At 57.9% G+C, this 22859-nt stretch carries 26 protein-coding genes; 21 read left to right on the top strand and 5 right to left on the bottom strand.

What is annotated here, in order from left to right:
* Window positions 1–123 precede the first annotated feature (123 nt).
* The 6 genes from PGS10_RS21395 to PGS10_RS21370 all read left to right on the top strand — a co-directional run bounded on the left by PGS10_RS21395 (window position 124) and on the right by PGS10_RS21370 (window position 5258).
* Entirely contained in the window at window positions 124–1416 is a 1293-nt protein-coding gene (locus PGS10_RS21395; RefSeq protein WP_165430622.1) for a DUF445 domain-containing protein, read from the top strand.
* Window positions 1417–1472: 56 nt separating this feature from the next.
* Entirely contained in the window at window positions 1473–2717 is a 1245-nt protein-coding gene (mdtM, locus tag PGS10_RS21390) for a multidrug efflux MFS transporter MdtM (protein ID WP_047078036.1), read from the top strand.
* A gap of 24 nt (window positions 2718–2741) precedes the next feature.
* A complete protein-coding gene (locus PGS10_RS21385) occupies window positions 2742–2981 on the top strand; it encodes a DUF2164 domain-containing protein (RefSeq protein WP_045395479.1) in 240 nt (79 codons plus the stop codon).
* Window positions 2982–3078: 97 nt separating this feature from the next.
* The gene (locus PGS10_RS21380; RefSeq protein ID WP_316423457.1) at window positions 3079–4230 is read left to right on the top strand and encodes a double-cubane-cluster-containing anaerobic reductase; all 1152 of its coding nucleotides are present in this window, start codon (window positions 3079–3081) and stop codon (window positions 4228–4230) included.
* 9 nt (window positions 4231–4239) lie between these two features.
* On the top strand, window positions 4240–5007 hold the full coding sequence (gene yjiL / locus PGS10_RS21375; RefSeq protein ID WP_047078037.1) for a putative 2-hydroxyacyl-CoA dehydratase activator YjiL: 768 nt from the start codon (window positions 4240–4242) through the stop codon (window positions 5005–5007).
* Window positions 5004–5258 (top strand): DUF3343 domain-containing protein, encoded by a 255-nt coding sequence (locus PGS10_RS21370; protein ID WP_063415902.1) that lies wholly within the window; start codon window positions 5004–5006, stop codon window positions 5256–5258. The genes yjiL and PGS10_RS21370 overlap by 4 nt, the downstream gene beginning before the upstream one ends.
* On the opposite strand, the gene PGS10_RS21365 is transcribed toward PGS10_RS21370, so the two are convergent.
* The 4 genes from PGS10_RS21365 to PGS10_RS21350 form a co-directional block, all read right to left on the bottom strand.
* Window positions 5255–6319 (bottom strand): DUF2955 domain-containing protein, encoded by a 1065-nt coding sequence (locus PGS10_RS21365; RefSeq protein WP_045395472.1) that lies wholly within the window; start codon window positions 6317–6319, stop codon window positions 5255–5257. The genes PGS10_RS21370 and PGS10_RS21365 overlap by 4 nt on opposite strands.
* Window positions 6309–7376: an HlyD family secretion protein gene (locus PGS10_RS21360; protein ID WP_316423456.1), complete on the bottom strand. Its 1068-nt coding sequence runs from the start codon at window positions 7374–7376 to the stop codon at window positions 6309–6311. The genes PGS10_RS21365 and PGS10_RS21360 overlap by 11 nt, the downstream gene beginning before the upstream one ends.
* A gap of 6 nt (window positions 7377–7382) precedes the next feature.
* Window positions 7383–7847: a MarR family winged helix-turn-helix transcriptional regulator gene (locus tag PGS10_RS21355; RefSeq protein WP_045395468.1), complete on the bottom strand. Its 465-nt coding sequence runs from the start codon at window positions 7845–7847 to the stop codon at window positions 7383–7385.
* A 147-nt stretch (window positions 7848–7994) separates the two neighbouring features.
* Window positions 7995–8159 carry a DUF1127 domain-containing protein gene (locus PGS10_RS21350; protein WP_015368455.1) on the bottom strand — a complete coding sequence of 55 codons (165 nt, stop codon included), beginning with the start codon at window positions 8157–8159 and terminating at the stop codon, window positions 7995–7997.
* A 177-nt stretch (window positions 8160–8336) separates the two neighbouring features.
* Here PGS10_RS21350 and PGS10_RS21345 point away from each other — a divergent pair, with 177 nt between their 5' ends.
* Window positions 8337–9749: a PLP-dependent aminotransferase family protein gene (locus PGS10_RS21345; protein WP_020079716.1), complete on the top strand. Its 1413-nt coding sequence runs from the start codon at window positions 8337–8339 to the stop codon at window positions 9747–9749.
* 100 nt (window positions 9750–9849) lie between these two features.
* Here PGS10_RS21345 and fosA read toward each other — a convergent pair whose 3' ends face one another.
* Window positions 9850–10269, bottom strand: a complete 420-nt coding sequence (gene fosA / locus PGS10_RS21340) for a FosA5 family fosfomycin resistance glutathione transferase (RefSeq protein WP_047078040.1) — start codon at window positions 10267–10269, stop codon at window positions 9850–9852.
* 179 nt (window positions 10270–10448) lie between these two features.
* Here fosA and dagR point away from each other — a divergent pair, with 179 nt between their 5' ends.
* The 14 genes from dagR (at window position 10449) to PGS10_RS21270 (ending at window position 22836) form a co-directional block, all read left to right on the top strand.
* Complete coding sequence (gene dagR, locus PGS10_RS21335; protein ID WP_316423455.1) at window positions 10449–13250, top strand: transcriptional regulator DagR; 2802 nt, start codon at window positions 10449–10451, stop codon at window positions 13248–13250.
* A 119-nt stretch (window positions 13251–13369) separates the two neighbouring features.
* Window positions 13370–13798: a PTS sugar transporter subunit IIA gene (locus PGS10_RS21330; RefSeq protein WP_015368461.1), complete on the top strand. Its 429-nt coding sequence runs from the start codon at window positions 13370–13372 to the stop codon at window positions 13796–13798.
* 10 nt (window positions 13799–13808) lie between these two features.
* Entirely contained in the window at window positions 13809–14294 is a 486-nt protein-coding gene (locus tag PGS10_RS21325) for a PTS system mannose/fructose/N-acetylgalactosamine-transporter subunit IIB (protein WP_315712487.1), read from the top strand.
* A gap of 25 nt (window positions 14295–14319) precedes the next feature.
* Entirely contained in the window at window positions 14320–15069 is a 750-nt protein-coding gene (locus PGS10_RS21320) for a PTS mannose/fructose/sorbose/N-acetylgalactosamine transporter subunit IIC (protein WP_015368463.1), read from the top strand.
* Window positions 15066–15926, top strand: coding sequence for a PTS system mannose/fructose/sorbose family transporter subunit IID (locus PGS10_RS21315; RefSeq protein ID WP_162182316.1), 861 nt, complete (start codon window positions 15066–15068; stop codon window positions 15924–15926). The genes PGS10_RS21320 and PGS10_RS21315 overlap by 4 nt, the downstream gene beginning before the upstream one ends.
* Before the next feature lie 3 nt (window positions 15927–15929).
* Window positions 15930–17039, top strand: a complete 1110-nt coding sequence (dgaE, locus tag PGS10_RS21310; protein ID WP_047043822.1) for a D-glucosaminate-6-phosphate ammonia lyase — start codon at window positions 15930–15932, stop codon at window positions 17037–17039.
* Window positions 17026–17772 (top strand): 2-dehydro-3-deoxy-phosphogluconate aldolase, encoded by a 747-nt coding sequence (gene dagF, locus PGS10_RS21305; protein ID WP_047043821.1) that lies wholly within the window; start codon window positions 17026–17028, stop codon window positions 17770–17772. Before dgaE ends, dagF begins: the two co-directional genes overlap by 14 nt.
* Before the next feature lie 166 nt (window positions 17773–17938).
* Entirely contained in the window at window positions 17939–18523 is a 585-nt protein-coding gene (locus PGS10_RS21300; protein ID WP_015704263.1) for a TetR/AcrR family transcriptional regulator, read from the top strand.
* Between the two features lie 21 nt (window positions 18524–18544).
* The gene (locus tag PGS10_RS21295) at window positions 18545–19348 is read left to right on the top strand and encodes a winged helix-turn-helix domain-containing protein (RefSeq protein ID WP_063416117.1); all 804 of its coding nucleotides are present in this window, start codon (window positions 18545–18547) and stop codon (window positions 19346–19348) included.
* Window positions 19345–19863: a FidL-like protein gene (locus PGS10_RS21290; RefSeq protein WP_023322003.1), complete on the top strand. Its 519-nt coding sequence runs from the start codon at window positions 19345–19347 to the stop codon at window positions 19861–19863. The genes PGS10_RS21295 and PGS10_RS21290 overlap by 4 nt, the downstream gene beginning before the upstream one ends.
* A 446-nt stretch (window positions 19864–20309) precedes the next feature.
* Window positions 20310–20588, top strand: coding sequence for a BMC domain-containing protein (locus tag PGS10_RS21285; RefSeq protein ID WP_012542984.1), 279 nt, complete (start codon window positions 20310–20312; stop codon window positions 20586–20588).
* Window positions 20589–20605: 17 nt separating this feature from the next.
* Entirely contained in the window at window positions 20606–20890 is a 285-nt protein-coding gene (locus tag PGS10_RS21280) for a BMC domain-containing protein (protein ID WP_002442227.1), read from the top strand.
* Window positions 20891–20902: 12 nt separating this feature from the next.
* The gene (locus tag PGS10_RS21275) at window positions 20903–21181 is read left to right on the top strand and encodes a BMC domain-containing protein (protein ID WP_004146125.1); all 279 of its coding nucleotides are present in this window, start codon (window positions 20903–20905) and stop codon (window positions 21179–21181) included.
* Window positions 21182–21234: 53 nt separating this feature from the next.
* Entirely contained in the window at window positions 21235–22836 is a 1602-nt protein-coding gene (locus tag PGS10_RS21270; protein ID WP_316423454.1) for an acetaldehyde dehydrogenase (acetylating), read from the top strand.
* Window positions 22837–22859: the final 23 nt, after the last annotated feature.

Genomic DNA, 22859 nt, shown 5'->3' with positions numbered 1-22859 from the left:
GCCGTGCCGAAAGCTAATTTCTGCGTGCTGCAATCGTTATCCAATATTGGCAGCCCACTCGCAAATTGACCCGCAGGCACAGGAAGTGCTGCCAATTTTTGCATGACCTCGCCGTCAGGTTATATGCTTAAACCTATGGAAAAACTCGCTGAATTAAAACGCGCCAAACTGCTGGCGCTGTCGCTGCTGCTCATTGCGGCGGCGCTGTTTATCACTACGCTGCTGCTACCGCCGACGCCGTGGGTCAGCGCGCTAAAGGCTATTTCCGAAGCGGCGATGGTCGGGGCGCTGGCCGACTGGTTTGCGGTGGTGGCCCTGTTTCGCCGCATTCCGCTGCCGTTTGTCGCCCGCCATACGGCGATCATCCCGCGTAATAAAGACCGGATCGCCGATAATCTTGGCCATTTCGTGCAGGAGAAGTTTCTTGATACCCCATCTCTGGTGGCGCTGATCCGCCGCTATGAACCGGCCCTGATGCTCGGCAACTGGTTCAGCCAGCCCGAAAACGCCCGCCGTGTGGGTCAACATCTGCTACAGGTGATGAGCGGTTTTCTCGAGCTCACCGATGATACCCGTATTCAGCGTCTGCTGCGGCGCGCGGTGCACAAGGCTATCGATAAGGTCGACCTGACGCAGACCAGCGCCATGATGCTGGAGGGGCTAACCCGCGATAACCGTCATCAAAAGCTGTTGGATTCACTAATAAGCCAGCTGATCGCCCTGCTACAGCGCGACAGCTCCCGCGCCTTTATCGCCCGCGGTATCGTGCACTGGCTGGAGACCGAACATCCGCTGAAGGCCAAACTGTTACCCACCGAGTGGCTTGGCGAGCACAGCGCCGAAATGGTGACTGACGCGGTGAATACGCTGCTCGATGAGGTCACTCAGGACCGCACGCACCAGATTCGTCAGGCCTTCGACCGCGCGGCGCAGAAGCTTATCGACAATCTGAAATCCGACCCGCAAATGGCGCAAAAAGCCGATAACATCAAAGCGTATCTGAAAAACGATGAGACCTTTAATCGCTATCTCGGCGAGGTGTGGGCGGATCTGCGCGGCTGGGTGAAAAACGATATCAGCAGTGACGATTCGCGCATCAAGCAGCGGATCGCCGAGGCCGGTCAGTGGTTCGGCGAAACGCTGGTGCGCGACGACGCGCTGCGTGAATCGCTGAATGAGCATCTTGAGCAGGCGGCGCATCGGGTGGCGCCGGAATTCTCCGCTTTCCTCACTCGCCATATCAGCGATACGGTCAAAAGCTGGGACGCGCGCGATATGTCGCGACAGATCGAGCTCAACATCGGCAAGGATCTGCAGTTTATTCGCATCAACGGCACGCTGGTCGGCGGCACTATCGGCCTCGGCCTGTGGCTGTTATCGCAAATTCCGGCGCTGCTGCATCTGCATATCGGCTGACAATGGTAGCATCATAACCATTCGAACGATGAATACCCGACGGCAAGGAGAAGGTTATGTCATGGATTTCGCGATTGAGCGCCCGCTACAGCGCATCGCTGTTCTTTCCGATGGCGCTGATCCTGTATGACTTTTCCGCCTACCTGACCACCGATCTCATCCAGCCGGGGATACTGCACGTAGTACGGGATTTTAACGCCGATGTGGCGCTGGCTCCGGCCTCGGTGAGCCTGTATATGGCCGGTGGGATGGCGCTACAGTGGCTGCTGGGACCGCTTTCCGATCGTATTGGCCGCCGACCGGTACTGCTGAGCGGCGCGCTGATTTTTACCCTCGCCTGCTTCGCCACCCTGTGGACGACCTCAATGACCCAGTTCCTGATTGCCCGCTTTGTGCAGGGCACCAGCATCTGTTTTATCGCCACCGTCGGCTACGTCACCGTGCAGGAGGCCTTTGACGAAAAGCGGTCAATCAAGCTGATGGCGGTGATTACCTCCATCGTGCTGGTGGCGCCGATCGTCGGCCCGCTTTCCGGTGCGGCGTTGATGCATTTTATCCACTGGAAAGCGCTGTTTGGTATTATCGCCGCGATGGGGCTGGTGGCCTGGCTGGGTTTACTGTTTAACATGCCGGAGACGGTGCGTCGCGGCGACGTGCCGTTTAGCCCGCTCGGCGTGGTGCGCGATTTTCGCGACGTCTTCCGCAACCGCATCTTTTTACTCGGCGCCGCCACGCTGGCGCTGAGCTATATTCCGCTGATGAGTTGGGTGGCAGTATCGCCGGTGATTTTAATGGACGCCGGCGGGCTCACCTCCAGCGAGTTTGCCTGGAGCCAGGTGCCGGTCTTCAGCGCGGTGATTATCGCTAACCTGTCGGTGGCGCGCTGGGTGAAAGACCCGACTCGCCCACGCTTTGTGTTAAGCGCCGTGCCCATCCAGATGGTTGGCCTGGCGATCCTGATTATCGGTAATCTGACGTGGCCGCACGTCTGGCTGTGGTCGGTGCTCGGCACCTGTTTCTACGCCTTCGGCATCGGGCTGATTTTCCCGACGCTGTTCCGTTTTACCCTGTTTTCCAACGACTTGCCGAAAGGCACCGTTTCCGCCTCGCTGAATATCGTGATCCTTAGCGTCAGCGCATTGTCGATTGAAGGCGCGCGCTGGTTATGGTTCCATGGCGGCAGATTGCCGTTCCACCTGTTGGCGGTGGCCGCCGGGATCGTCGCCGCCTGCTGTCTGGCGGGGTTACTCCGTAATTTGCGCCAGCGTTCAGAGGCGGTCATCGAAGCCCGGCAATCCTGACTAACTCACCGAGATTAACCACGCATGAGCGATATTGAACTCAGCCCGGCGCAGCGCGATCTGCTGCGCGAGCGGCTAAGCAAGTACTGCGAAGAGACCTTTAACCTGGAGCTGGAACAGTTCGACGCCGAGTTTTTTGTCGACTTTATCGCCACAGAGCTGGGGCCTTTGTTCTACAACGCCGGTATTGAGGAAGCCATCCGCACCCATCTGGCATGGAGCGAGCGCATTCAGGAAGAGATGGATTTGAAGAAGGTCTATTAACGCCGTCAGGATGGGCGGGAGATCAATAAATACACACAAACAACATGGTTATAATGGCGACTCTTTCATCATCTCCCGTGTACGGGGAAGGAAAATCATGTCGCTTATCACCGATCTACCCGCCCTCTTCGATCAATTCTCAGAAGCTCGCCAGAAAGGCTTTCTCAGCGTAATGGAACTCAAAGAGCAGAACGTGCCGCTGGTCGGTACCTACTGCACTTTTATGCCCCAGGAGATAGCCATGGCGGCGGGCGCCGTCGTCGTCTCGCTGTGCTCCACTTCTGATGAAACCATTGAAGAGGCGGAGAAAGACCTGCCGCGCAACCTCTGCCCGCTGATTAAAAGCAGCTACGGCTTCGGCAAAACCGACAAATGCCCCTACTTTTATTTCTCCGATCTGGTGGTCGGCGAAACCACCTGCGACGGCAAAAAGAAGATGTACGAGTACATGGCCGAATTCAAGGCGGTACACGTAATGCAACTGCCGAACAGCGCCAGCGACGCCGCCTCCCGCGCGTTGTGGAAAGCGGAAATTAAGCGCCTGCAGCAGGTGATTGAAACCCGGTTCGCCACGCCCATTAGCGAAGCGGCGTTGCGTGAAGCCATCGTACTGAAAAATCGCGAACGCCGGGCGCTGGCCAACTTCTATCGCCTCGGGCAGCTCAATCCGCCGGCGCTTAGCGGCAGCGATATTCTAAAGGTGGTTTATGGCGCGACCTTCCGCTTCGACAAAAGCGCGCTGATTGACGAACTGAACGCGATGGCGGAACGTATCCATCAGCAATGGCAAGGAGGCCAACGGCTGGCGTCTCGTCCGCGTATTCTGATCACCGGCTGCCCGATCGGCGGCGCGGCGGAAAAAGTCGTCCGCGCTATCGAAGACAACGGCGGCTGGGTGGTGGGCTACGAGAACTGTACCGGCGCGAAGGCCACCGAACGCTGCGTAGCGGAAGATGGCGACGTCTACGATGCCTTAACCGATAAATATCTCACCATCGGCTGCTCCTGTATTTCACCTAACGACCAGCGCCTGCAATTACTAAGTCAGATGGTTGAGGAGTATCAGGCCGACGGCGTGGTCGATGTGATTCTGCAGGCTTGCCATACCTACGCCGTGGAATCGCTGGCGATCAAGCGCCACGTTCGCCAGCGGCACGACATTCCTTATATCGCGATTGAAACCGACTATTCGACGGCGGATCTCGGCCAGCTCAGCACCCGCGTCGCCGCCTTTATTGAAATGCTATAAGGAGCAAGCGTGATCTACTCGGTAGGTATTGATTCCGGCTCCACCGCCACCAAAGGTATCCTGCTGGCAGACGCCGCCATCGTGCGCCGTTTCCTCGGCCCGACACCTTTTCGCCCCGCCGATGCCATTCACGAGGCCTGGGAGACGCTGCGCGCGGGCCTCGCGGCAACGCCTTTTTTAACCCTCACCGGCTATGGTCGCCAGTTGGTCGATTTCGCCGATAAACAAGTCACCGAGATTTCCTGTCACGGGCTCGGCGCGCGTCTGCTGGCGCCGAAAACCCGCACGGTAATTGATATCGGCGGCCAGGACAGCAAAGTCATTCAACTGGATGCGCAGGGCAATCTCAGCGACTTTCTGATGAATGACAAATGCGCCGCTGGTACCGGGCGCTTTTTGGAAGTGATTTCACGGACCCTCGGCGCCAGCGTCGAACAGCTTGACGCCATTACCGAAGGTGTAGAACCGCACGCCATCACCAGCATGTGTACGGTTTTTGCCGAATCGGAAGTCATCAGCCTGCGTTCCGCGGGGGTTGCCCCGGAGGCGATTCTGGCCGGGGTGATCAACGCCATGGCGCGGCGCAGCGCGAACTTTATTGGTCGTTTATCGGCGCAAGGACCGCTGCTGTTCACCGGCGGCGTCAGCCACTGCGCCGCCTTCGCCCGCATGCTGGAGACGCATCTCGGCATGCCGGTCGCGACCCATCCCGACGCCCAATTTGCCGGGGCGATCGGCGCGGCGCTGATCGGCCAGCGCCAGCGGAGGCGCGGATGAGCAAATATCTATTCTTATTCCATTCAACAGTGGGCGTCGTGCGGATGCGCAAAGCCCTGCAGGCGGCAGGGATAACCTTCGAGGTAAAGGATATTCCCCGCCAGCTGCGCAGCGGCTGCGGCCTGTGCGTATTGATTGAGGGGAGCGAAGAAGCGGCGCGAAGTTGGATAATCGCCGGGCATACTGCGGCGCTTTATCAGCAAAACGGGGAAGCGTGGCGCTGCATCACCCGCTTCCCGCAGGAGGATTAATCGGTCACTACAAAACGCGTCGGCGCGAAGCAGTTCAGCACCCGATGGACCAGAAATACCATGGTCAGCGTCGCCACCAGCGAGACCGTGACCGAAGTAATACGGTACAGGTCGCTGAACACCAGATCCTGATTCGGATGCAGGTTCTGGCCAAACATAATACCGATAGTAGTAATGCTGGCGAAACCCACGCCCGCGCCCACTTTTTCCATCACGTGCAGGCGGGCGCTAAAAGCCAGACCAAGACCAATCAGCGGCATCATCAGGATCATGTGGTTGCTGAAATCATAGATAATCAGCTGCACCACCAGAATGTAAAGACAAGCCAGCACGACCCCCGCCACACGCCAGATCGAGCTTATCACCGCGCCGCGATAGTGCATCGGAAACAGGATCAGCACCCCGGCCATCAGCGCCGATAGCGAATCGCTCAGATCGCAGATCTGGAAGATCACAAAGATAATGGTCGCGACCGTGCCGGAAAGCAGCGATTCATGGCGGATCCTCGCGGCGTCTTTCTCTATGCGCGGCGGCGGCTTACGCGGTTCGACATCCGGGATCAGGTAGTGCAGTAGCGCGCTCAGCGCCACCGCCATCACGCAGGCCTCCATATTGGAGAACATCAGCGTGTGCCAGTTGCTGGAGGGATAGCTCATAAAATTGAGCATCGTGCTCTGGCACACCACGCCCATCGACCCCAGCAAGAACAGCGGCCCCTGGCTCATAAAGCGAAAGCGCATCACATACAGACCAAAGACAACTAACGTCATTATCACCGGCCACTGCGACAGATAGCCGACGATGAGCACCATTTCGACGCAATTGACCGCCGCGCTGAACACAAACTGTCGGGCGACGTGACGGTTAAACACCGGCACCAGCGACATCAGCATCAGCGGATAAACGACGAAAAACACGCCGTACTGCACGTCGTAGAAAGTCGAAATACTCAGCGCGATGGTCCCGGCGACGGCAATGCGTACCGTCTGACGAAAATCATTGGCCGTGTAGACGATATTGCCATGCGGGGTAAAGACGTGCGCCAGGGTGTTAATAGACATAGTGCAACCAGCTCACCAGGTGGATCTGCAGGCCGGCAAAGGTGCGGGCGAAAGGGCCGTCGCTATTGTACAACTGCACCGTAGCGCGGGCGCCGGTCGGCAGCGGCTTATCCAGCGGTTGATCCAGCGCGACGTGGATCCGCATGCGCTGCGCATCGCGCACCCAGCGGGTGGACTGCTCAGGCTGCGACAGTTGGCCATTCACCGCTTCCTGACCGGCAAGAATACCGGCGTCGCTGCTGGTCACGTGCGCCGGGAAGACTTTACCCGGCAGGGCATCGAACACTACCGCCGCATCGGTATTCACCGCCGTGTGGCGCAGGCTTTTTTCACGGAAGTCGGCGACGATATCGGTGTTGTTGTTAACCAGCGCCAGCACGGCGGTGGCGGCGGTGGCGTAAATTCCCGGGTTAAGCTGCAGGTTGCTGACCATACCGTCGGTCTCGGCGCGTACCTGGGTCCAGCCGAGATTGAGCTGCGCCTCTTCCAGCGCGTTGCGGTATTTCTGCAGCGTCACGTTGCGCTTATCGTCGCGCTCGCCGCGCTGGATCAACAGGTTCTGAATTTGCGCATTCAGGGCGCTGACCGATTGTTCGCTGGTCTGCCATGTCGTGCGCACCTTATCGAGATCCGATTGCGACACGTTTTGCATGGTGCTCAGGCGCTGGTAGCGGTCGAGGGTGACTTTGTCATTACGCGCGGTATATTGCGCGGTGCGCAGGTTGGCGCGAGCGGCGGCGATTTGCGCATCCAGCTGCTGGTTGCTCAGTTTGGCCTGTTCAAGGGCGATTTGCGCCGCTTCAACTTTATTAATGAATGGCGTGGGATCGAGCTCATACAGCAGGTCGCCCTTTTTGACCTGGCTATTGTTATGCACGTAGACGTGCGAGACGTAGCCGGAGACCCGCGACGAGACCGGAGTCACCACGCGCATCACGGTGGAGTCCGGGGTCAACGGGATCCAGATATCGGCAACAATAAACCAGGCGAATATCGCCAGGAAAGCGGCAATACTTACCCTTACCCAGCGGGCAAATTTTTGTTCTGGCGTCATCATAGTGTTTTAGATCTTGTTATCTTCTTCGCGGATAATCCGCAAGTTGCAGGCGATTTGATTTAACGTGGCGCTGAAGGTGTCGAGGTCCGCATCGGGGATAGTTTCCGTCACGCGCCGTTGATAGGTTTCAATCACGCGGTTCAGCTTTTCCAGGACTGTACGGCCTTCTACCGTCAGCGTAAGCAGACGAATGCGCTTGTCGTATGGCGATGTTGAGCGCAGTAGATACCCCTGCTTTTCCAGCTGCGTGAGGGTGCGCATTAGCGGCGGCAGTTCAATACCCTGCACTTCCGCCAGTTCGCTTACCGAGACGTTGCACCCCAGCTGATGCAGCTGCATCAGCACCGTCCAGCTTGACTGGGTCAGGCCGGTATCGGTAATGGCGCTGTCGATAATCGCGCGCCACTGGCGCACCACCATCGCCATGCGCATCCCCATCGGGCGGCGGGCAAACAGTTCGTCTTCGGTCATGTTACTTTCCTCACTTAGCTGTGGGGAAAATAATACTTATCAGGGTAAGTATCAAGAAACGAAGGATGTAGAAGCATCAATTGATAAATTTTGTGAATGTAATTCCCCGGTAGCGCTGACGCTTACCGGGGCTACAAAACGCACTTTTTAATTAATCTGATCCCGGCGCAACCCGACATCTTTCAGCTGTTCGTCGCTCATTCGCTGCAATATTTTGCGCGTTTGCCCACGAAGCCACCATTTTTTAATCGCTCGCACCAGAAATACCCAGCCGATAAACGGCTGTTTTGCCCGATTCTCGTGAAATTCCATCCTCTACCTCCTCGCCTTGCCAGAGGCTTTATCTTCACGGATCCGGGCCAGAACAATACAGATTCACAAAACACTTTTCTTTAACATACAGATTGGCTAAAACGTACACCATGCCCCATTTTTGACCGCCATCTGTACTGGTTTATCTATCTGTATGGCGATAATTAAGGATACAGCATGACCCGTTATCAACATCTGGCCAGCCTGCTGGCTGAGCGTATCGAACAAGGTCTGTATCGCCACGGCGAAAAGTTGCCGTCGGTGCGCAGCCTGAGCCAGGAGCATGGCGTCAGCATCAGTACCGTTCAGCAGGCCTACCAGACGCTGGAACAGCAACAGTTGATCGTGCCGCAGCCGCGCTCCGGCTATTTCGTCGCCCCGCGCAAAGCCCAGGCGCCGGTGCCGCCGATGTCGCGACCGGTGCAGCGCCCGGTGGAGATCACCCAGTGGGACCAGGTGTTGACCATGCTCGATGCGCGCAACGATAAATCGATCATCACCTTTGGCGGCGGTTCGCCGGACGTCACCCAACCAAGCCTTAAGCCTATCTGGCGCGAACTGAGCCGGGCAATTCAGCATAACCTCAGCGAAGTGCTTAACTACGACGAGCTGGCCGGGCGTCGCGAACTGCGCGAACAGATCGCCCGCCTGATGCTCGACGGCGGCTCAGTCGTCACCGCCGACGATCTGCTGATCACCAGCGGCTGCCACAACGCATTATCGCTGGCGCTGCTATCGGTGTGTCATCCCGGCGATATCGTCGCTGTCGAATCCCCCTGCTACTACGGCACCATGCAGATACTTCGCGGCCTGGGGCTGAAAGCCATTGAGATCCCAACCGATCCGGAATCCGGGATCAGCATCGAGGCCTTAGAGCTGGCGCTGGATCAGTGGCCAATTAAAGGGGTGATCCTGGTGCCTAACTGCAACAATCCGCTGGGATACATCATGCCTGACGCGCGCAAACGCGCGGTGCTGTCCCTTGCTCAGCGCCACGATATCGTGATTTTCGAAGATGATATTTACGGCGAGCTGGCGACGGAATACCCGCGCCCGCGTACGATTCATTCATGGGATATCGACGGTCGGGTGATACTTTGCAGCTCGTTTACCAAGACCATCGCCCCCGGCCTGCGCATCGGCTGGATTGCCCCCGGGCGCTACTACGATCGTCTGCTGCAGATGAAGTACGCCGCCAGCGGCACTAACGTCCCTTCAACCCAACTGGCGGCCTGTAACTTTATTCGCGAAGGCCATTACCACCGCCACGTGCGGCGGATGCGGCAGATCTATCAGCGTAATATGGAGATCTACACCTGCTGGCTGCGGGAGTTTTTCCCCTGCGGCATCTGCGTCACCCGGCCAAAAGGCGGCTTTATGCTGTGGGTCGAGCTACCAGAGCAGGTGGATATGGTCTGCGTCGCCAAGCAGCTGTGTCGGCTGAAGATCCAGGTCGCGCCGGGCTCGCTGTTTTCGGCATCGGGGAAATATCGTAACTGCTTAAGGATCAACTGCGCCCTGCCGCCGATCGAGAAGCATAAAGAGGTGATGGTCAAGCTGGGGGAAGCGGTGAAGGTGGCGATGGAGTGAGGCTTTGTCTGTTATCCCCGGTAGCGCTGACGCTTACCGGGGCTACAGGGCCGGTAGCCCGGAAAAGGCGCGGCATGCGCCGCCTCCGGGAGACTCTCCATCACTCGTCAAAAAACACCATCCCCTTATACGGCTGCTCGCGACAGGCGGCCAGGCGCTGGGCGAGGCTGCCGACGTGCAATTCCAGCTTGTGACCGTCGGGGTCAAGGAAATAGTGCGATTCGCCTTCGCTACGGTTTAGCTTCCATACCGCTACGCCAGCGACCTCAAGACGGGCGGCAAAGCTGGCGAAATCCGCCTCGCTGATGCTAAACGCATAATGGGTGTAATCGCTCTCTTCTGGCGGAGTGACGCGCCGCTGCGGATCCAGCGACAGGCACAGCCACAGATCGCCGCAGGAAAGATACGCGCCGCTATCCCAGCGCGCGTGCAGCGTCATGCCAAGTAGCTGATGATAAAACGCCACGCTCGGCGCCAGCTGGCTGACCGCCAGGGTCAGATGATTTAATCCGCTCAACATATCTGTTCCTCCGGTGAGATGCGCTAACCATATCCAATCCCACCCTAAACCACCATTGTGGCAGTGAAAGGACACTCTGTAGATATCGTTAAGACCGCCAACTTCGCCCCCGGTCTCTTTCTGACGCCGCGTAATAGTGTATGTTCTCAACTATCGACATTGAACAACCCGGTAACGAGATGAGACGTATTGAGATAGTACTGCGGGAGCTGGAGAGGCTGAGCCAGGCCGTGACGCTGGAGGATTTAGCCAGGGGCTCGAACGCCTTCACCGCAGAGCAAATCGGCTTTAACCTCGGGCTGGCGCGCAACTCGGTGAGTAAAGATCTCAATCAGCTATGGAGCGACGGGCTGGTGATTAAAACGCGCGGCCGCCCGGTGTTCTTTTTACATCGCCGGACGACGGAAACGCTGCTCGACCGTACGCTGACGGAAAGCGAACGCGAGCCGGCGACTCTCGCCGATCTCCTGCCGCAGCCGCAAGATAACAATGAGGCTGTCGACCCGTTCGCCATGCTGATCGGCCACGATCGCAGCCTGCACGATGCCGTGGAAAAAGGGAAAGCCGCGGTATTGTATCCCCACGGGCTGCACGTCCTGCTGACCGGCCCTTCCGGGGTCGGCAAAACCTTTTTTGCCGAACTGATGCACCGCTACGCCTGCGAGCATGGCGGCGAAAAACGGCCGCCGCTGGTCTACTTCAACTGCGCGGAATACGCCAACAACCCGGAGCTGCTGTCATCGCATCTCTTTGGCCACCGTCAGGGCGCCTTTACCGGGGCGACGGAAAATAAAAGCGGTCTGATCGAACAGGCCGACGGCGGCTATCTGCTGCTGGATGAAGTGCATCGCCTGCCCTATGAAGGGCAGGAAAAGCTCTTCTCGCTGTTGGATAAAGGCGAATATCGCCCGCTCGGCGCCAGTGGTCCGGCGCGCAATATCGCCGTACGTCTAATCTGCGCCACCACCGAGCCCGTCAGCTCATCGCTATTACGTACCTTTCAGCGGCGTATCCAGGTCGCCATCGATCTACCCGGCATCCGCCAGCGTACGGTAGAAGAGCAAATCGAACTGATCATCGGCTTTTTACAGCGTGAAAGTCGCAAGATCGAGCGCACGGTGAGTATCGATAAAACCTTGCTGCTGTGGCTGCTGAACAAGCCGCTGGAAGGCAACATCGGCCAGCTTAAAAGCGACATCCAGTTCTTGTGCGCCCAGGCATGGGCGTTGGGAATGGCGGCTAATAACGAGATACTGCTGCTGGACAGCAAACTGGCGGACGGCCCGATCAATGCCACGCCGGAGCAACGACAGCTGGTCGATGCGCTGTTTAACGGCCGTCCCCTGCTGAACATCGATGCCCGAACTCTTCCGCAGCTGAAAAGTTCGGCGGCCGATGACAGCGTCGAGGAGAGCGATCTGTTCTACAGCTTCCTGACCCGCGAATACGTTAACCTGCGCAATAGCAACGTGCCGCCCGCCGAGACGCTGGCGATCCTTAAAAATAAGCTCAGCTCGATTTTTGAATATGGCCTCTACAGCCGCGATAACGCCAGCCACGCGCCACGCTATGGCGATCGGATTGAGGAGCGCGTGACCCTGCTTATCGGCTACGTTGAGCAGGTACTCGGCTTCGCCCTGCCGGAAAACCTGGTCAACCCGCTGCGTAAACACTTTCTCGCTCTCATCAGCTACGTACAACGCGGCCTGATCCCGCAGTTATACTCTTCGAGCCTGATCCTCGATCGCTGCAAAGATGAATACGATAATGCCACTCTGTTGTGCAAGAAGATCAACGACCTGCTGCATATCCAGTGTCCGGCCACCGAGGTGGTCTGGCTGTGCCTGTTCCTCAAAGAGTGCCGCCATTACCGCCAGCGCATCACCGCCAGCCCTGACTGCGGGGCGATCCTCATTGCCCATGGCGCCACCACGGCCACCAGCATGGCGCAATACGTCAATCGGGTGCTGGAGCGCGAATTGTTCAACGCTATCGACATGCCGTTCGAACAATCGGTGCACGATACGCTGGAAAAGCTGATCCAGTTGATCCACAGCAAAGGCTGGCAGCGGCTGATCCTGATGGTCGACATCGGATCGCTGGTCCATTTCGGCAGCACCATCAGCAAACTGTTCCAGATCGATGTCCTGCTGATGCCGAATATCACCCTGACCAGCCTACTGGAGATCGGTCTCGATCTCAGCTACGAAACCGGCGACCTGCCGCGGTTGGTCAATCTGATGCAGGAAAAAGGCATCGCTAGCCAGCTGTGCACGCCGCAGCAGGAGAACGCCGGCAAGGTGCTGGTTATCTCCTGCATTACCGGCATGGGCACGGCGGAAAAAATCAAAAAGGTGCTGGAGGAGAGCTTTGGCGAGCTGATGTCGCAGGATACCCGGATGGTGATCCTCGATTACAACGAAGTTCGCAGCCCGGAGCGCCTACAGCAGGCAATCAGGGCGCATGAACGGCTGGCGGGTATTGTCGGGACATTCCAGCCGGGGCTGCCCGATATCCCGTTTATCTCGCTGGAGGAGCTGTTTTCCGAGCAGGGGCCGGAGCTGGTGCTCAGCCTGCTGACCCCGGATTTATCCAGCAGCGAGCGCCGTCTGGAGATGGAGCGCAGCGCTTCACGGTTTATCAGCGCCCTGACCATGGAAAGCATTATCAACCATATTTCGGTGCTCAATCCGCAGCGCATATTAAAAGAAATGGAAGGGATCCTGAACCAGCTCAGGAACACGCTGTCCATCGCGCCTAACCGCCAGGTGACACTACGCTTTCTGATCCACTGCTGCTGTATGGTCGAGCGTATCGTGATTAACCGGAAACCGTTACAGATGGCGCTGGAAACGCGGCCGGATATGGACGCTCAGGCATTTAGTGTCATTAAATCGGCTTTCCATCCGGTTGAGGAGGCCTACGCCATCCGTTTATCCGATGCCGAGTACATTTATATCTACGAATTATTATTTAGTTAACGCCTGTTCTGGCGCGGCTTTGCGGCCCGCCAGCCTTTTCCTCTTCGGTAGATGACACAAATTGTGGCACGCGCTTTGCTCTTATTAGTGCGTCAACGATTCGGCGCCAGGAGGCCACTTTGTCATCCACTGAACCTACCACCCAGTTACCCCAAATTCTGCTGCTGACGCACGGCGGCTGGGGCACGCAACTTTGCGACAGTCTGCGCATGGTGACCGGCGAAATCGCCGGCGTCAGCGAAATCGCGCTTATGCCTGTCGATACCCTCGGCGAGTTTTATCAGCGCGTCGAAGCGGCCGTGCAGGCGATGCCGGCAGGCTCGCTGATTTTGACCGATTTTCTCGGCGGCACTACCTCCAACGTCGCCGCGCGCTTGAGCGCGGATTACCCCATCGCCGTCGTCTGCGGGCTCAACGCCTCGCTGCTGCTGGAGGCGTTGGATCTGCGCGAGCAGGGCCCGCTCACCGGCTGCGTTAATGCGCTGGTCGAAGCAGGACGCAGCAGCTGCCGCGACGTTGTCGCCCACGTGAACCAGTTAACCTCTTAAGGAGCCCATCATGGCAAAAATCGTTTTATGTCGTATCGATAGCCGTCTGATCCACGGTCAGGTCGTCACCAAATGGGTCGGCCAGTCGCAGGCCAATCGTATCGCCGTGGTCAGCGACGAGCTGGATGCCGATCCGTTTATGAAAAATATCTATTTAATGGCCGCGCCGCCGAACATCAAAGTCGACTGTTACAGCAACGCCAGCTTCGCCGCCGCCTGGAAAGAGAATCAGCTCGGCGATGGCAATGTGCTGGTGCTATTCCCGTCACTATCGGCCATTCAGGAAGCCGTCCAGTTGGGCTTTGACGTGCAGACGATTCAGGTTGGCGGGCTGGGCGGCGGGCCGAACCGCAAGGCCGTATTCCAGAACATCACCCTTGATGAAAAAGATGTCGGCATCCTCGGCGCTCTGAAGGATAGCGGCATTCAGGTGTTCTTTCAGACCATCCCGGAAGATAAACCACAGTCACTGGACGACATCCTGAAAAAATTCTAACCAGTTGATAAAAAGGTAAAAAACTATGGATACCTTACTTTTTGCGAGCCTGATGGGGTTGTATTACTGGTTCGCCCGATTACGTTTAGGCTATACCTTCTCCGCCATGTTGCTGCAACCCGTGGTGATCGCCGTATTCGTCGGCCTGCTGCTGGGCGATATGAAAACCGCGATGATCATCGGCGCGGGTATGCAGCTGGTCTATCTTGGAGTGACCTCCACGCCGGGCGGCAACGTGCCGTCGGACCCGGCGCTGGCCGCCTGTATCGCCATTCCGATCGCCGTGAAGGCTGGGATGGAGCCCAACCTGGCGATCGCGCTGGCGATCCCGTTTGGCGTCATCGGGGTATTCCTCGATCAGCTGCGCCGCACGCTCAACGCCGCGTGGGTGCACATGGCCGACAAACACGCCGAAAGCGCCAACATGGCGGGCATCATGCGCTGCGCCTTTATCTATCCGGCGCTGCTGGGGCTGGTGCTGCGCTTCCCGGTGGTCTTCGCCGCCAACTACTTTGGCCAAAGCGTAGTGGAAAAATTCCTCAAACTGATGCCGCACTGGCTGACCCACTCCTTTGAAATTATGGGCGGTATCCTGCCGGCGCTGGGCTTTGCCATCACCATCATGGTGATCGGCAAAAAGAGCCTGCTGCCGTGGTTTATCGGCGGATTTTTCGCGGTGCTCTACCTGAAGGTGGACATCATGGCGATGGCGATTTTCGGTACCTGCGTCGCCTTCCTGATTAAAGGCCTGGCCAAAAATGAAGGAGCTGCATGATGAGTAGCGATGTAATGGAACATGAACTGGTTGAACGCGCCCGCGAAACCCAGGCGCTGAGCAAAGCCGATATCACCAAAGCCTGGCTGATTTACTGGCTGGGGGCGGAAGTATCCAGCTCCTACGAACGTCTGCAGAGCCTGATTTTCTGCGCCTCAATGACGCCCATCATCAAAAAGCTGTACCCGGAAAAAGAGGAGCAGACCGAGGCGCTCAAACGCCACCTGAACTTCTTTAACTCGGAACAGACTTTCGGCTCGGTTATCCAGGGTATCTCCATCGCCATGGAAGAGCAGAAAACCCGCGGCGAGCCGATCAGCGACGCTTCAATCACCGGGATAAAAACCGGCCTGATGGGCCCGCTGGCCGGGATGGGCGACTCGATTATCTGGGCCGCGGTGATGCCGTTGCTGATTGCGATTTTCATCCCCTTCGCCGCCAGCGGCAGCGCGTTCGGCGGGATCGCCCCGCTGATCCTCTACCCGGCGATCACCATGGCGATAAGCTACGGACTGGTGCATAAAGGCTACACCCTGGGCCGTGACTCCATTATCGGCCTGCTGCAAGGGGGGCGAATTAAAGAATTGATTTACGGCGCCAACGTACTGGGTCTCATCATGATGGGCGCGCTGTCGGCAAGCTACGTCAAAATCACCACCCCGCTGAAAATCAGCGCGCTTAAAGGCTCGGAAGTGGTGGTCCAGCAGATCCTCGACTCAATTGCCCCCGGCCTGCTGCCGCTGGCGGCGGTGTTCGCTATCTATTTCTACTTACTGAAAAAAGGGCCGCGCTACACCACCATTTTACTGTCGATAGTCGCTATCAGCATCGTCTGCTCGCTGTTGGGAGTGCTGTAAATCATGAACGGCAATATCTACCAGCAACTGGGCTTAAAACGGGTGATTAACGCCTGCGGCAAAATGACCATCCTCGGCGTGTCCGCCGTCGACCCGCAAGTGATGCAGGCCACCGCGCAGGCGGCGGGAGCCTTCGTCGAAATCGATAAATTAACCGACCGCGCGGGCGAACTGGTTTCCGCCCACACCGGCGCGGAAGACAGCTATATCACCTCCTGCGCCTCCGCCGGTATCGCCATCGCCGTCGCGGCGGCGATCACCCGCGGCGAGCCGGAAAAGGTGGCGCAGATGCCGGACAGCAGCCAGTGGCCGAACGAGATAGTGATACTGCGCGGGCATAATGTCGATTACGGCGCACCAATCACCAGCGCTATCCGCCTCGGCGGCGGGCGCATTGTCGAAGTCGGCTCCAGCAATCTGGCGGCACGCTGGCAGCTGGAGAGCGCGGTGAACGCACGCACGGCGGCGCTACTGTATGTGAAATCCCACCATTGCGTGCAAAAAGGGATGCTCGGTATTGACGATTTCGTGCAGGTCGCCCGCCAGCATAATCTGCCGCTGATCGTCGATGCCGCCGCCGAAGAAGACTTGCGCCAGTGGGTCGCCAGCGGCGCGGACATGGTTATCTACAGCGGGGCGAAAGCCTTTAACGCCCCAACCTCAGGCTTTATTAGCGGCAAGCGCAACTGGATCGCCGCTTGTAAAGCCCAGCACCACGGCATCGCGCGGGCGATGAAAATCGGCAAAGAGAATATGGTCGGTCTCGTTTACGCGCTGGACCGTTACCGGACGGCGGCACCGGCGCCCGACGCCGCCGCGCTGCGTCCATTCGCCGAGGCGATCTCCGCGCTACCCGGCCTGCGCGCCGATATCGAGCAGGATGAGGCCGGGCGCGCCATCTGGCGCATTCGGGTCAGCGTCGACGCCAATGAACTGGGACTCAGCGCCCATGAGGTTGAAGCCCAGCTACGCGGCGGCGATATCGCTATTTACGCCCGCCGCTACTATCTGCATGAGGGTCATTTTAGCCTTGACCCTCGCACCGTCGGCGAAGGAGAAATGTCGCTCATCGTCACGCGCTTACAGGAGATTACGCAGCATGCAGCGGATTAACTTTTATCGCCAGCGGGTGGCGATTAACGTGCTGGCGAAGGACATCGCCAACGCCCGGGAAATCTATGACGCCGCTGAAGGGCACGCGGTGATTGGCGTACTCTCGGCGCAATTTACCAGCGTCGAACAAGGCGTTGCAGAAGTGCGCCGCTGGATGGCGGAAGTGCCTTCTATTTCCGTCGGTCTCGGCGCCGGCGATCCGGCGCAGTTTTACAAAGCGGCAATGATCGCCGCGCAGGTCCACCCCGCTCACGTCAACCAGACCTTCACCGGCAGCGGCTTTGCCGCCGGGGCGCTGGCGGCGACCGGCGGCCAGCAAACCTTTATTAATGCGCTGGTCAGCCCCAGCGGCACGCCCGGTGAAGTACGCATCTCCACCGGCGTGCGCAGCGCCCAGGGCATTCCGGCCCAGGTATCCTGCGATGCGGCGGTCAGAATGATGCAGGATATGGGCGCGCATGCGGCTAAATTTTTCCCGATGGGCGGCGAAAAGTCGCTGGCGGAGCTGAAAGCGCTCGCCCAAAGCGCGGTAGAAAACGGTATGACGCTGATTGAGCCCACCGGGGGCATCGATCTCGATAACTTTGCGCTGATTCTACAAACCTGCCTGCAGGCCGGCGTCGCGCAGGTCATGCCGCATATTTATAGTTCCATTATCGATCCGCAAAGCGGCAATACCCGCCCGCAAGATGTCCATGCTCTGATGAACATCGTCAAGGAACTGGTCGATTAATCCCCCCGCGCGTGCGGTATAGGCCACTATTACCGCACGCGCTAACTTCCTGATCTGCTGAAGGTCACTGTCAATCTGTGAGCCTCCACGCAATAACGACATCCCGCCGTCCGAAGCGCCCTCTCATATTGATAGCGATCAAGAATAATCATACCGTCTGGTCGGTATGATTCGGGCCATGAACATGGAAGCCCAGCATCGTAAAAAAGACCCCGTCCGTCTGCATCGTCAACTGCTTGAATCCGCAGCGATGATCGCCGGTCGGGATGGTATTGCCGCCCTATCGCTAAACGCCGTCGCCCGCGAAGCTGGTGTCAGCAAAGGCGGGCTCATGCACCATTTTCCCAATAAACAGGCGCTGATTTTCGCCCTGTTCGCCCGGCTGTTGGCGATCATGGAAAAGGCGATTAGCGAGCTGATGGCCGCCGATAACATCGCTTATGGACGCTTTACCCGCGCCTATTTGCGCTATCTGTCCAACCCGGAGCTGACGGATACCCACGAGAGCCGCCAGCTGATGGTGCTGTCGTTGGCGATGCCGGACGAACCGGTGCTGCGAAAATGCTGGCGCGACTGGATGCTGGATCATCTGGCGCAGGGCGATGCGCTCGACAACGGCCCGACCGGCACGCTGGTGCGCTACGCCGCCGACGGCATCTGGTTATCGGAACTGACCGAAGGGCGCACCATGAGCAGCGAACACCGCCAGGCGCTGGTAAACGATCTGACAAAAATGACGCTTCCCGCGTGAAGCGAGTAGAGTGAGGCCGCGATGCGCTACAACATCAATGCCCGTCTCATTTATGACGCAACGGACGGCACCCTAACATTACCGGGCGGCAATGAGCCGGATAGTCAGCTATCCATTACCGCCAACGCGCTGCTCTATTTCTTTCTTCGCCATACCGGCGTTGTCAGTCGCGATGAAGTGTTGAAAAAGGTCTGGGACGATAACGGCTTAACCTCATCCAACAGCAATCTCAATCAATACCTGAGCATGCTGCGCAAAACCTTCCGCCACTACGATATCGATAACATTATTGTCACCGTGTCGCGCGGCATGCTGCAGCTGAATCAGGATCTCAGCATCGAACTGCTCGACGCCGAGCCGACGCCCGCCGATGCCGTTCTCACATGCGATACGCCTGATGAAGCCGCCCCCGCTGCGGCGCCAACGCCGCCCACCGCTTCTCTACATGCGCGCGGTATGTGCTGGTATCTGGCCGGCGGCTGTCTGTTGCTCATCGCCCTGCTGCTGGTGGCATTTAGTCTCGCCGGCACCCACGTCGCCCGGCCAATCAATCTGACGCTGATGAGCCACAGCCAGTGCGAACTGCTGGCCAGCGATGAAATGCTGCGTTCGGTCTCGGCCACGGCCTATGGTAAGAATTTTGATGAGGTGCGTCAGCGGCTGAAGCTTAGCTGCAAGCCGGGGGAGCGTTTCGTTTTCTTCTACGGCGACCGGCTGGAGACTAACGGCCTGGGCCGGGTATTTCTCGCCCACTGCGCGATGCACGAAGACAACCCATTTAGCTATTGCGATAACTACTTTTACTACTCCTGGAAGCCGCAATGAGACTCGCGCCCCGCACCTTTTTCGCCCTCTCCGCCCTCGCATTTATCGCCGCCGCCGGGTTTAGCGCCTGGCGCCTGCTGCCGGATGCCAACGACGGCGTGATGAGCTGCTCCACCAAAGCGATCATGCGTTTTGAAAACATGGAAAAAGAGAATGTGAACGGCAATATCCATTTTAATTTTGCCGCCAACGGTAACGGTTCGATGGTGGTGGAAGGCTATACCGATTCCGCCGCCGGCTGGCTCTATCTGCAGCGCTACGTCAAATTCAGCTACACCAGCCAACGTATCTCGGCAACCGAACGCCACTACCGCATTAAAAAATGGGAATCCAGCGCCTCGTCCATCGACGAATCGCCGAATGTCATCTTCGACTACTTCATGCGCGAGATGTCCGACAGCCACGATGGCCTGTTCCTCAACGCGCAGAAGCTTAACGACAAAGCTATCCTGCTGAGCTCTATCAACTCACCGCTCTACATCTGCACGCTGAAGTCCGGCAGCACGCTTAACTAACCCGTCCCCTCTGTATCGCCGCGAGGAAAATGCGCCCTCGCTCACGCTCCGTTATTGCCCCCTCTTTCCACGATGCTAAAAGCGCACGTTTTGCATTTAGCTTCGACGCCAAAACTTGCGCATACCCACAATTATCACGCGGCTATATTACCGCCTGCTGGCAAGTAATTAGCATCTTATTAACATTCACCTCTCGCCGATAAATAGTCTAAAAAAGCGCCATATCATCATAAAAATCAACACGCATAAAACAGAACGAAAAGATAAATGGAAGGCTAAATAAGGCTAAATCACAGAGTAAAAACCTAAAATATTCATCTCCACGGATTTAAATTTCACTTCTTTCCCCATTCCCTATAGTGAACCCCGAACGCCGCTTCCGCGTGTTGATGCCGTTACGCGGACGGTTTTCCCGAATAACAAAACCTGTTCTGGAGGAAATCACGATGGGTGATGCATTGGGGCTTATCGAAACCAAAGGTCTGGTGGCCTGTATTGAAGCAGCGGACGCGATGTGTAAAGCCGCCAACGTCGAACTGATCGGCTATGAAAACGTCGGCTCTGGCCTTGTCACCGTGATGGTGAAAGGCGACGTCGGCGCGGTGAAAGCGGCGGTGGATTCCGGTGTGGAATCCGCGCAGCGCATCGGCGAAGTGGTGACCTCGCTGGTCATCGCGCGTCCGCATAACGACATCAACAAAATCGTCATTAAACACAAGGCCTGAAGGCCAGGAGAACGCAAATGGGTGATGCATTAGGTCTGATTGAAACCAAAGGTCTGGTGGCCTGCATTGAAGCGGCGGATGCGATGTGTAAAGCCGCCAACGTCGAACTTATCGGCTATGAAAACGTCGGCTCTGGCCTTGTCACCGCGATGGTGAAAGGCGACGTCGGCGCGGTGAAAGCGGCGGTGGATTCCGGTGTGGAATCGGCGCAGCGCATCGGCGAAGTGGTGACCTCGCTGGTTATCGCCCGTCCGCATAACGACATCAACAAAATCGTCTCGCATTACAAGATTGCGGACTAACGGAGAATCCTGATGAAAGAAGCGCTTGGTCTTATCGAAACCAAAGGTCTGGTGGCCTGCATTGAAGCCGCGGACGCGATGTGTAAAGCCGCCAACGTCGAGCTTATCGGCTATGAAAACGTCGGTTCCGGCCTCGTCACCGCAATGGTGAAAGGCGACGTCGGCGCGGTCAACGCGGCGGTCGACTCCGGCGTGGAAGCGGCGAAACGCATCGGCGAAGTCGTCAGTTCTCGCGTCATTGCGCGTCCACATAACGACATCGAAAAAATCGCGGCGCAGCACAAAGCATGACCTGACAGGGCGCGCCCCGTCTCCACTCTTTTCGTCTGATGAAGGATAGACTCATGATTGAACTGGATAACGATTTGCAGTCCCGGCAGAACGCGCGGGAACTGGTGCGCAACGCCAAAAAGGCGCAGGCGATTCTGGCCACCTTTTCGCAACAGCAAATCGACGCCATCGTGAAAAACGTGGCCCAGGAAGCAGCGCACCACGCCGAAGCGCTGGCGAAAATGGCCGCGGAAGAGACCGGTTTTGGCAACTGGCAGGACAAAGTGCTGAAAAACCGTTTCGCCTCGCTGCGCGTCTACGACGCCATCAAAGATATGAAGACCGTTGGCATCATTCATGACGACCCGGTAAAAAAAGTGATGGACGTGGGCGTGCCGCTCGGCGTGATTTGCGCGCTGGTCCCCTCAACTAACCCAACTTCTACGGTTATCTACAAAGCGCTGATCGCCCTCAAGGCCGGCAACGCCATTATCTTCTCCCCGCATCCGGGCGCGCGTCAGTGCAGTTGGAAGGCGATTGAAATCGTCAAACGCGCGGCAGAAGCGGCCGGCGCCCCGGCAGGCAGCGTTGACGGCATCACCCAGTTAACGCTCGAAGCCACCTCCGAACTGATGCACAGCAAAGACGTGTCGCTGATCCTCGCCACCGGCGGCGAAGGCATGGTGCGGGCGGCCTACGCTTCCGGCACCCCGACCATCAGCGGCGGCCCGGGTAACGGCCCGGCGTTTATCGAACGCAGCGCCGATATCCACCACGCGGTGAAAGATATCGTCACCAGTAAAACCTTCGATAATGGCGTGATCTGCGCCTCCGAGCAGTCGATTATCGTCGAACGCTGCATTTACGACGAGGTTCACCGCGAGCTGGAAGCGCAGGGCGTCTACTTCATGAATGAAGATGAGGCGGCGAAAATGGCGGCACTGCTGCTGCGCCCGAACGGCACCATCAACCCGAAAGTGGTCGGCAAAACCGCGCTATACCTCAGCCAGATGGCGGGATTCTGCGTACCGGCCAGCACTAAAGTGCTGATCGCCGAACAGACCACCGTATCGCCGAAAAACCCCTACTCGCGCGAAAAACTGTGCCCGGTACTCGGCCTGTACGTGGAAGAGGACTGGAAAGCCGCCTGCCACCGCGTGGTGGAGCTGCTGACCAACGAAGGACTCGGCCATACGCTGGTGATCCACACCCGTAATCAGGACGTCATCCGCCAGTTCTGCCTCGAAAAACCGGTCAACCGCATTCTGATTAACACCCCAGCGGCGCTCGGCGGTATCGGCGCGACCACCAACATCTCTCCGGCGCTGACCCTCGGCTGCGGCGCGGTCGGCGGCGGCTCCAGCTCCGACAACGTCGGCCCGATGAACCTGCTCAATATCCGCAAAGTCGGCTATGGCGTGCGTTCGATTGACGAGCTTCGCGCGCCGGGCAGCCGCCCTGAGCCCCAGCCGACCATCGTTACTCCGGCGAGCGATCCGCAGCGCAGCATTCTTGATGACGTGCGTTTCAACGCTCCGGCCAATGCCGCGCCAGCGTGCTCCGCAGGCAACGATGACCGTTTCGCCAGCGCAGGCGCCGCCAGTATGGAAGTTGAAATCAACGAACAAAACGTGGAACGCGTGATTCGCCAGGTGCTGGAGCGCCTCGCTAAGTAACGCACTGATATAAGGCGATAAAC

Source organism: Klebsiella sp. 141153, from assembly GCF_032601995.1.
In the GTDB taxonomy this organism is placed as follows: domain Bacteria; phylum Pseudomonadota; class Gammaproteobacteria; order Enterobacterales; family Enterobacteriaceae; genus Klebsiella; species Klebsiella aerogenes.
This window is presented reverse-complemented; position numbering and strand designations above follow the sequence as displayed.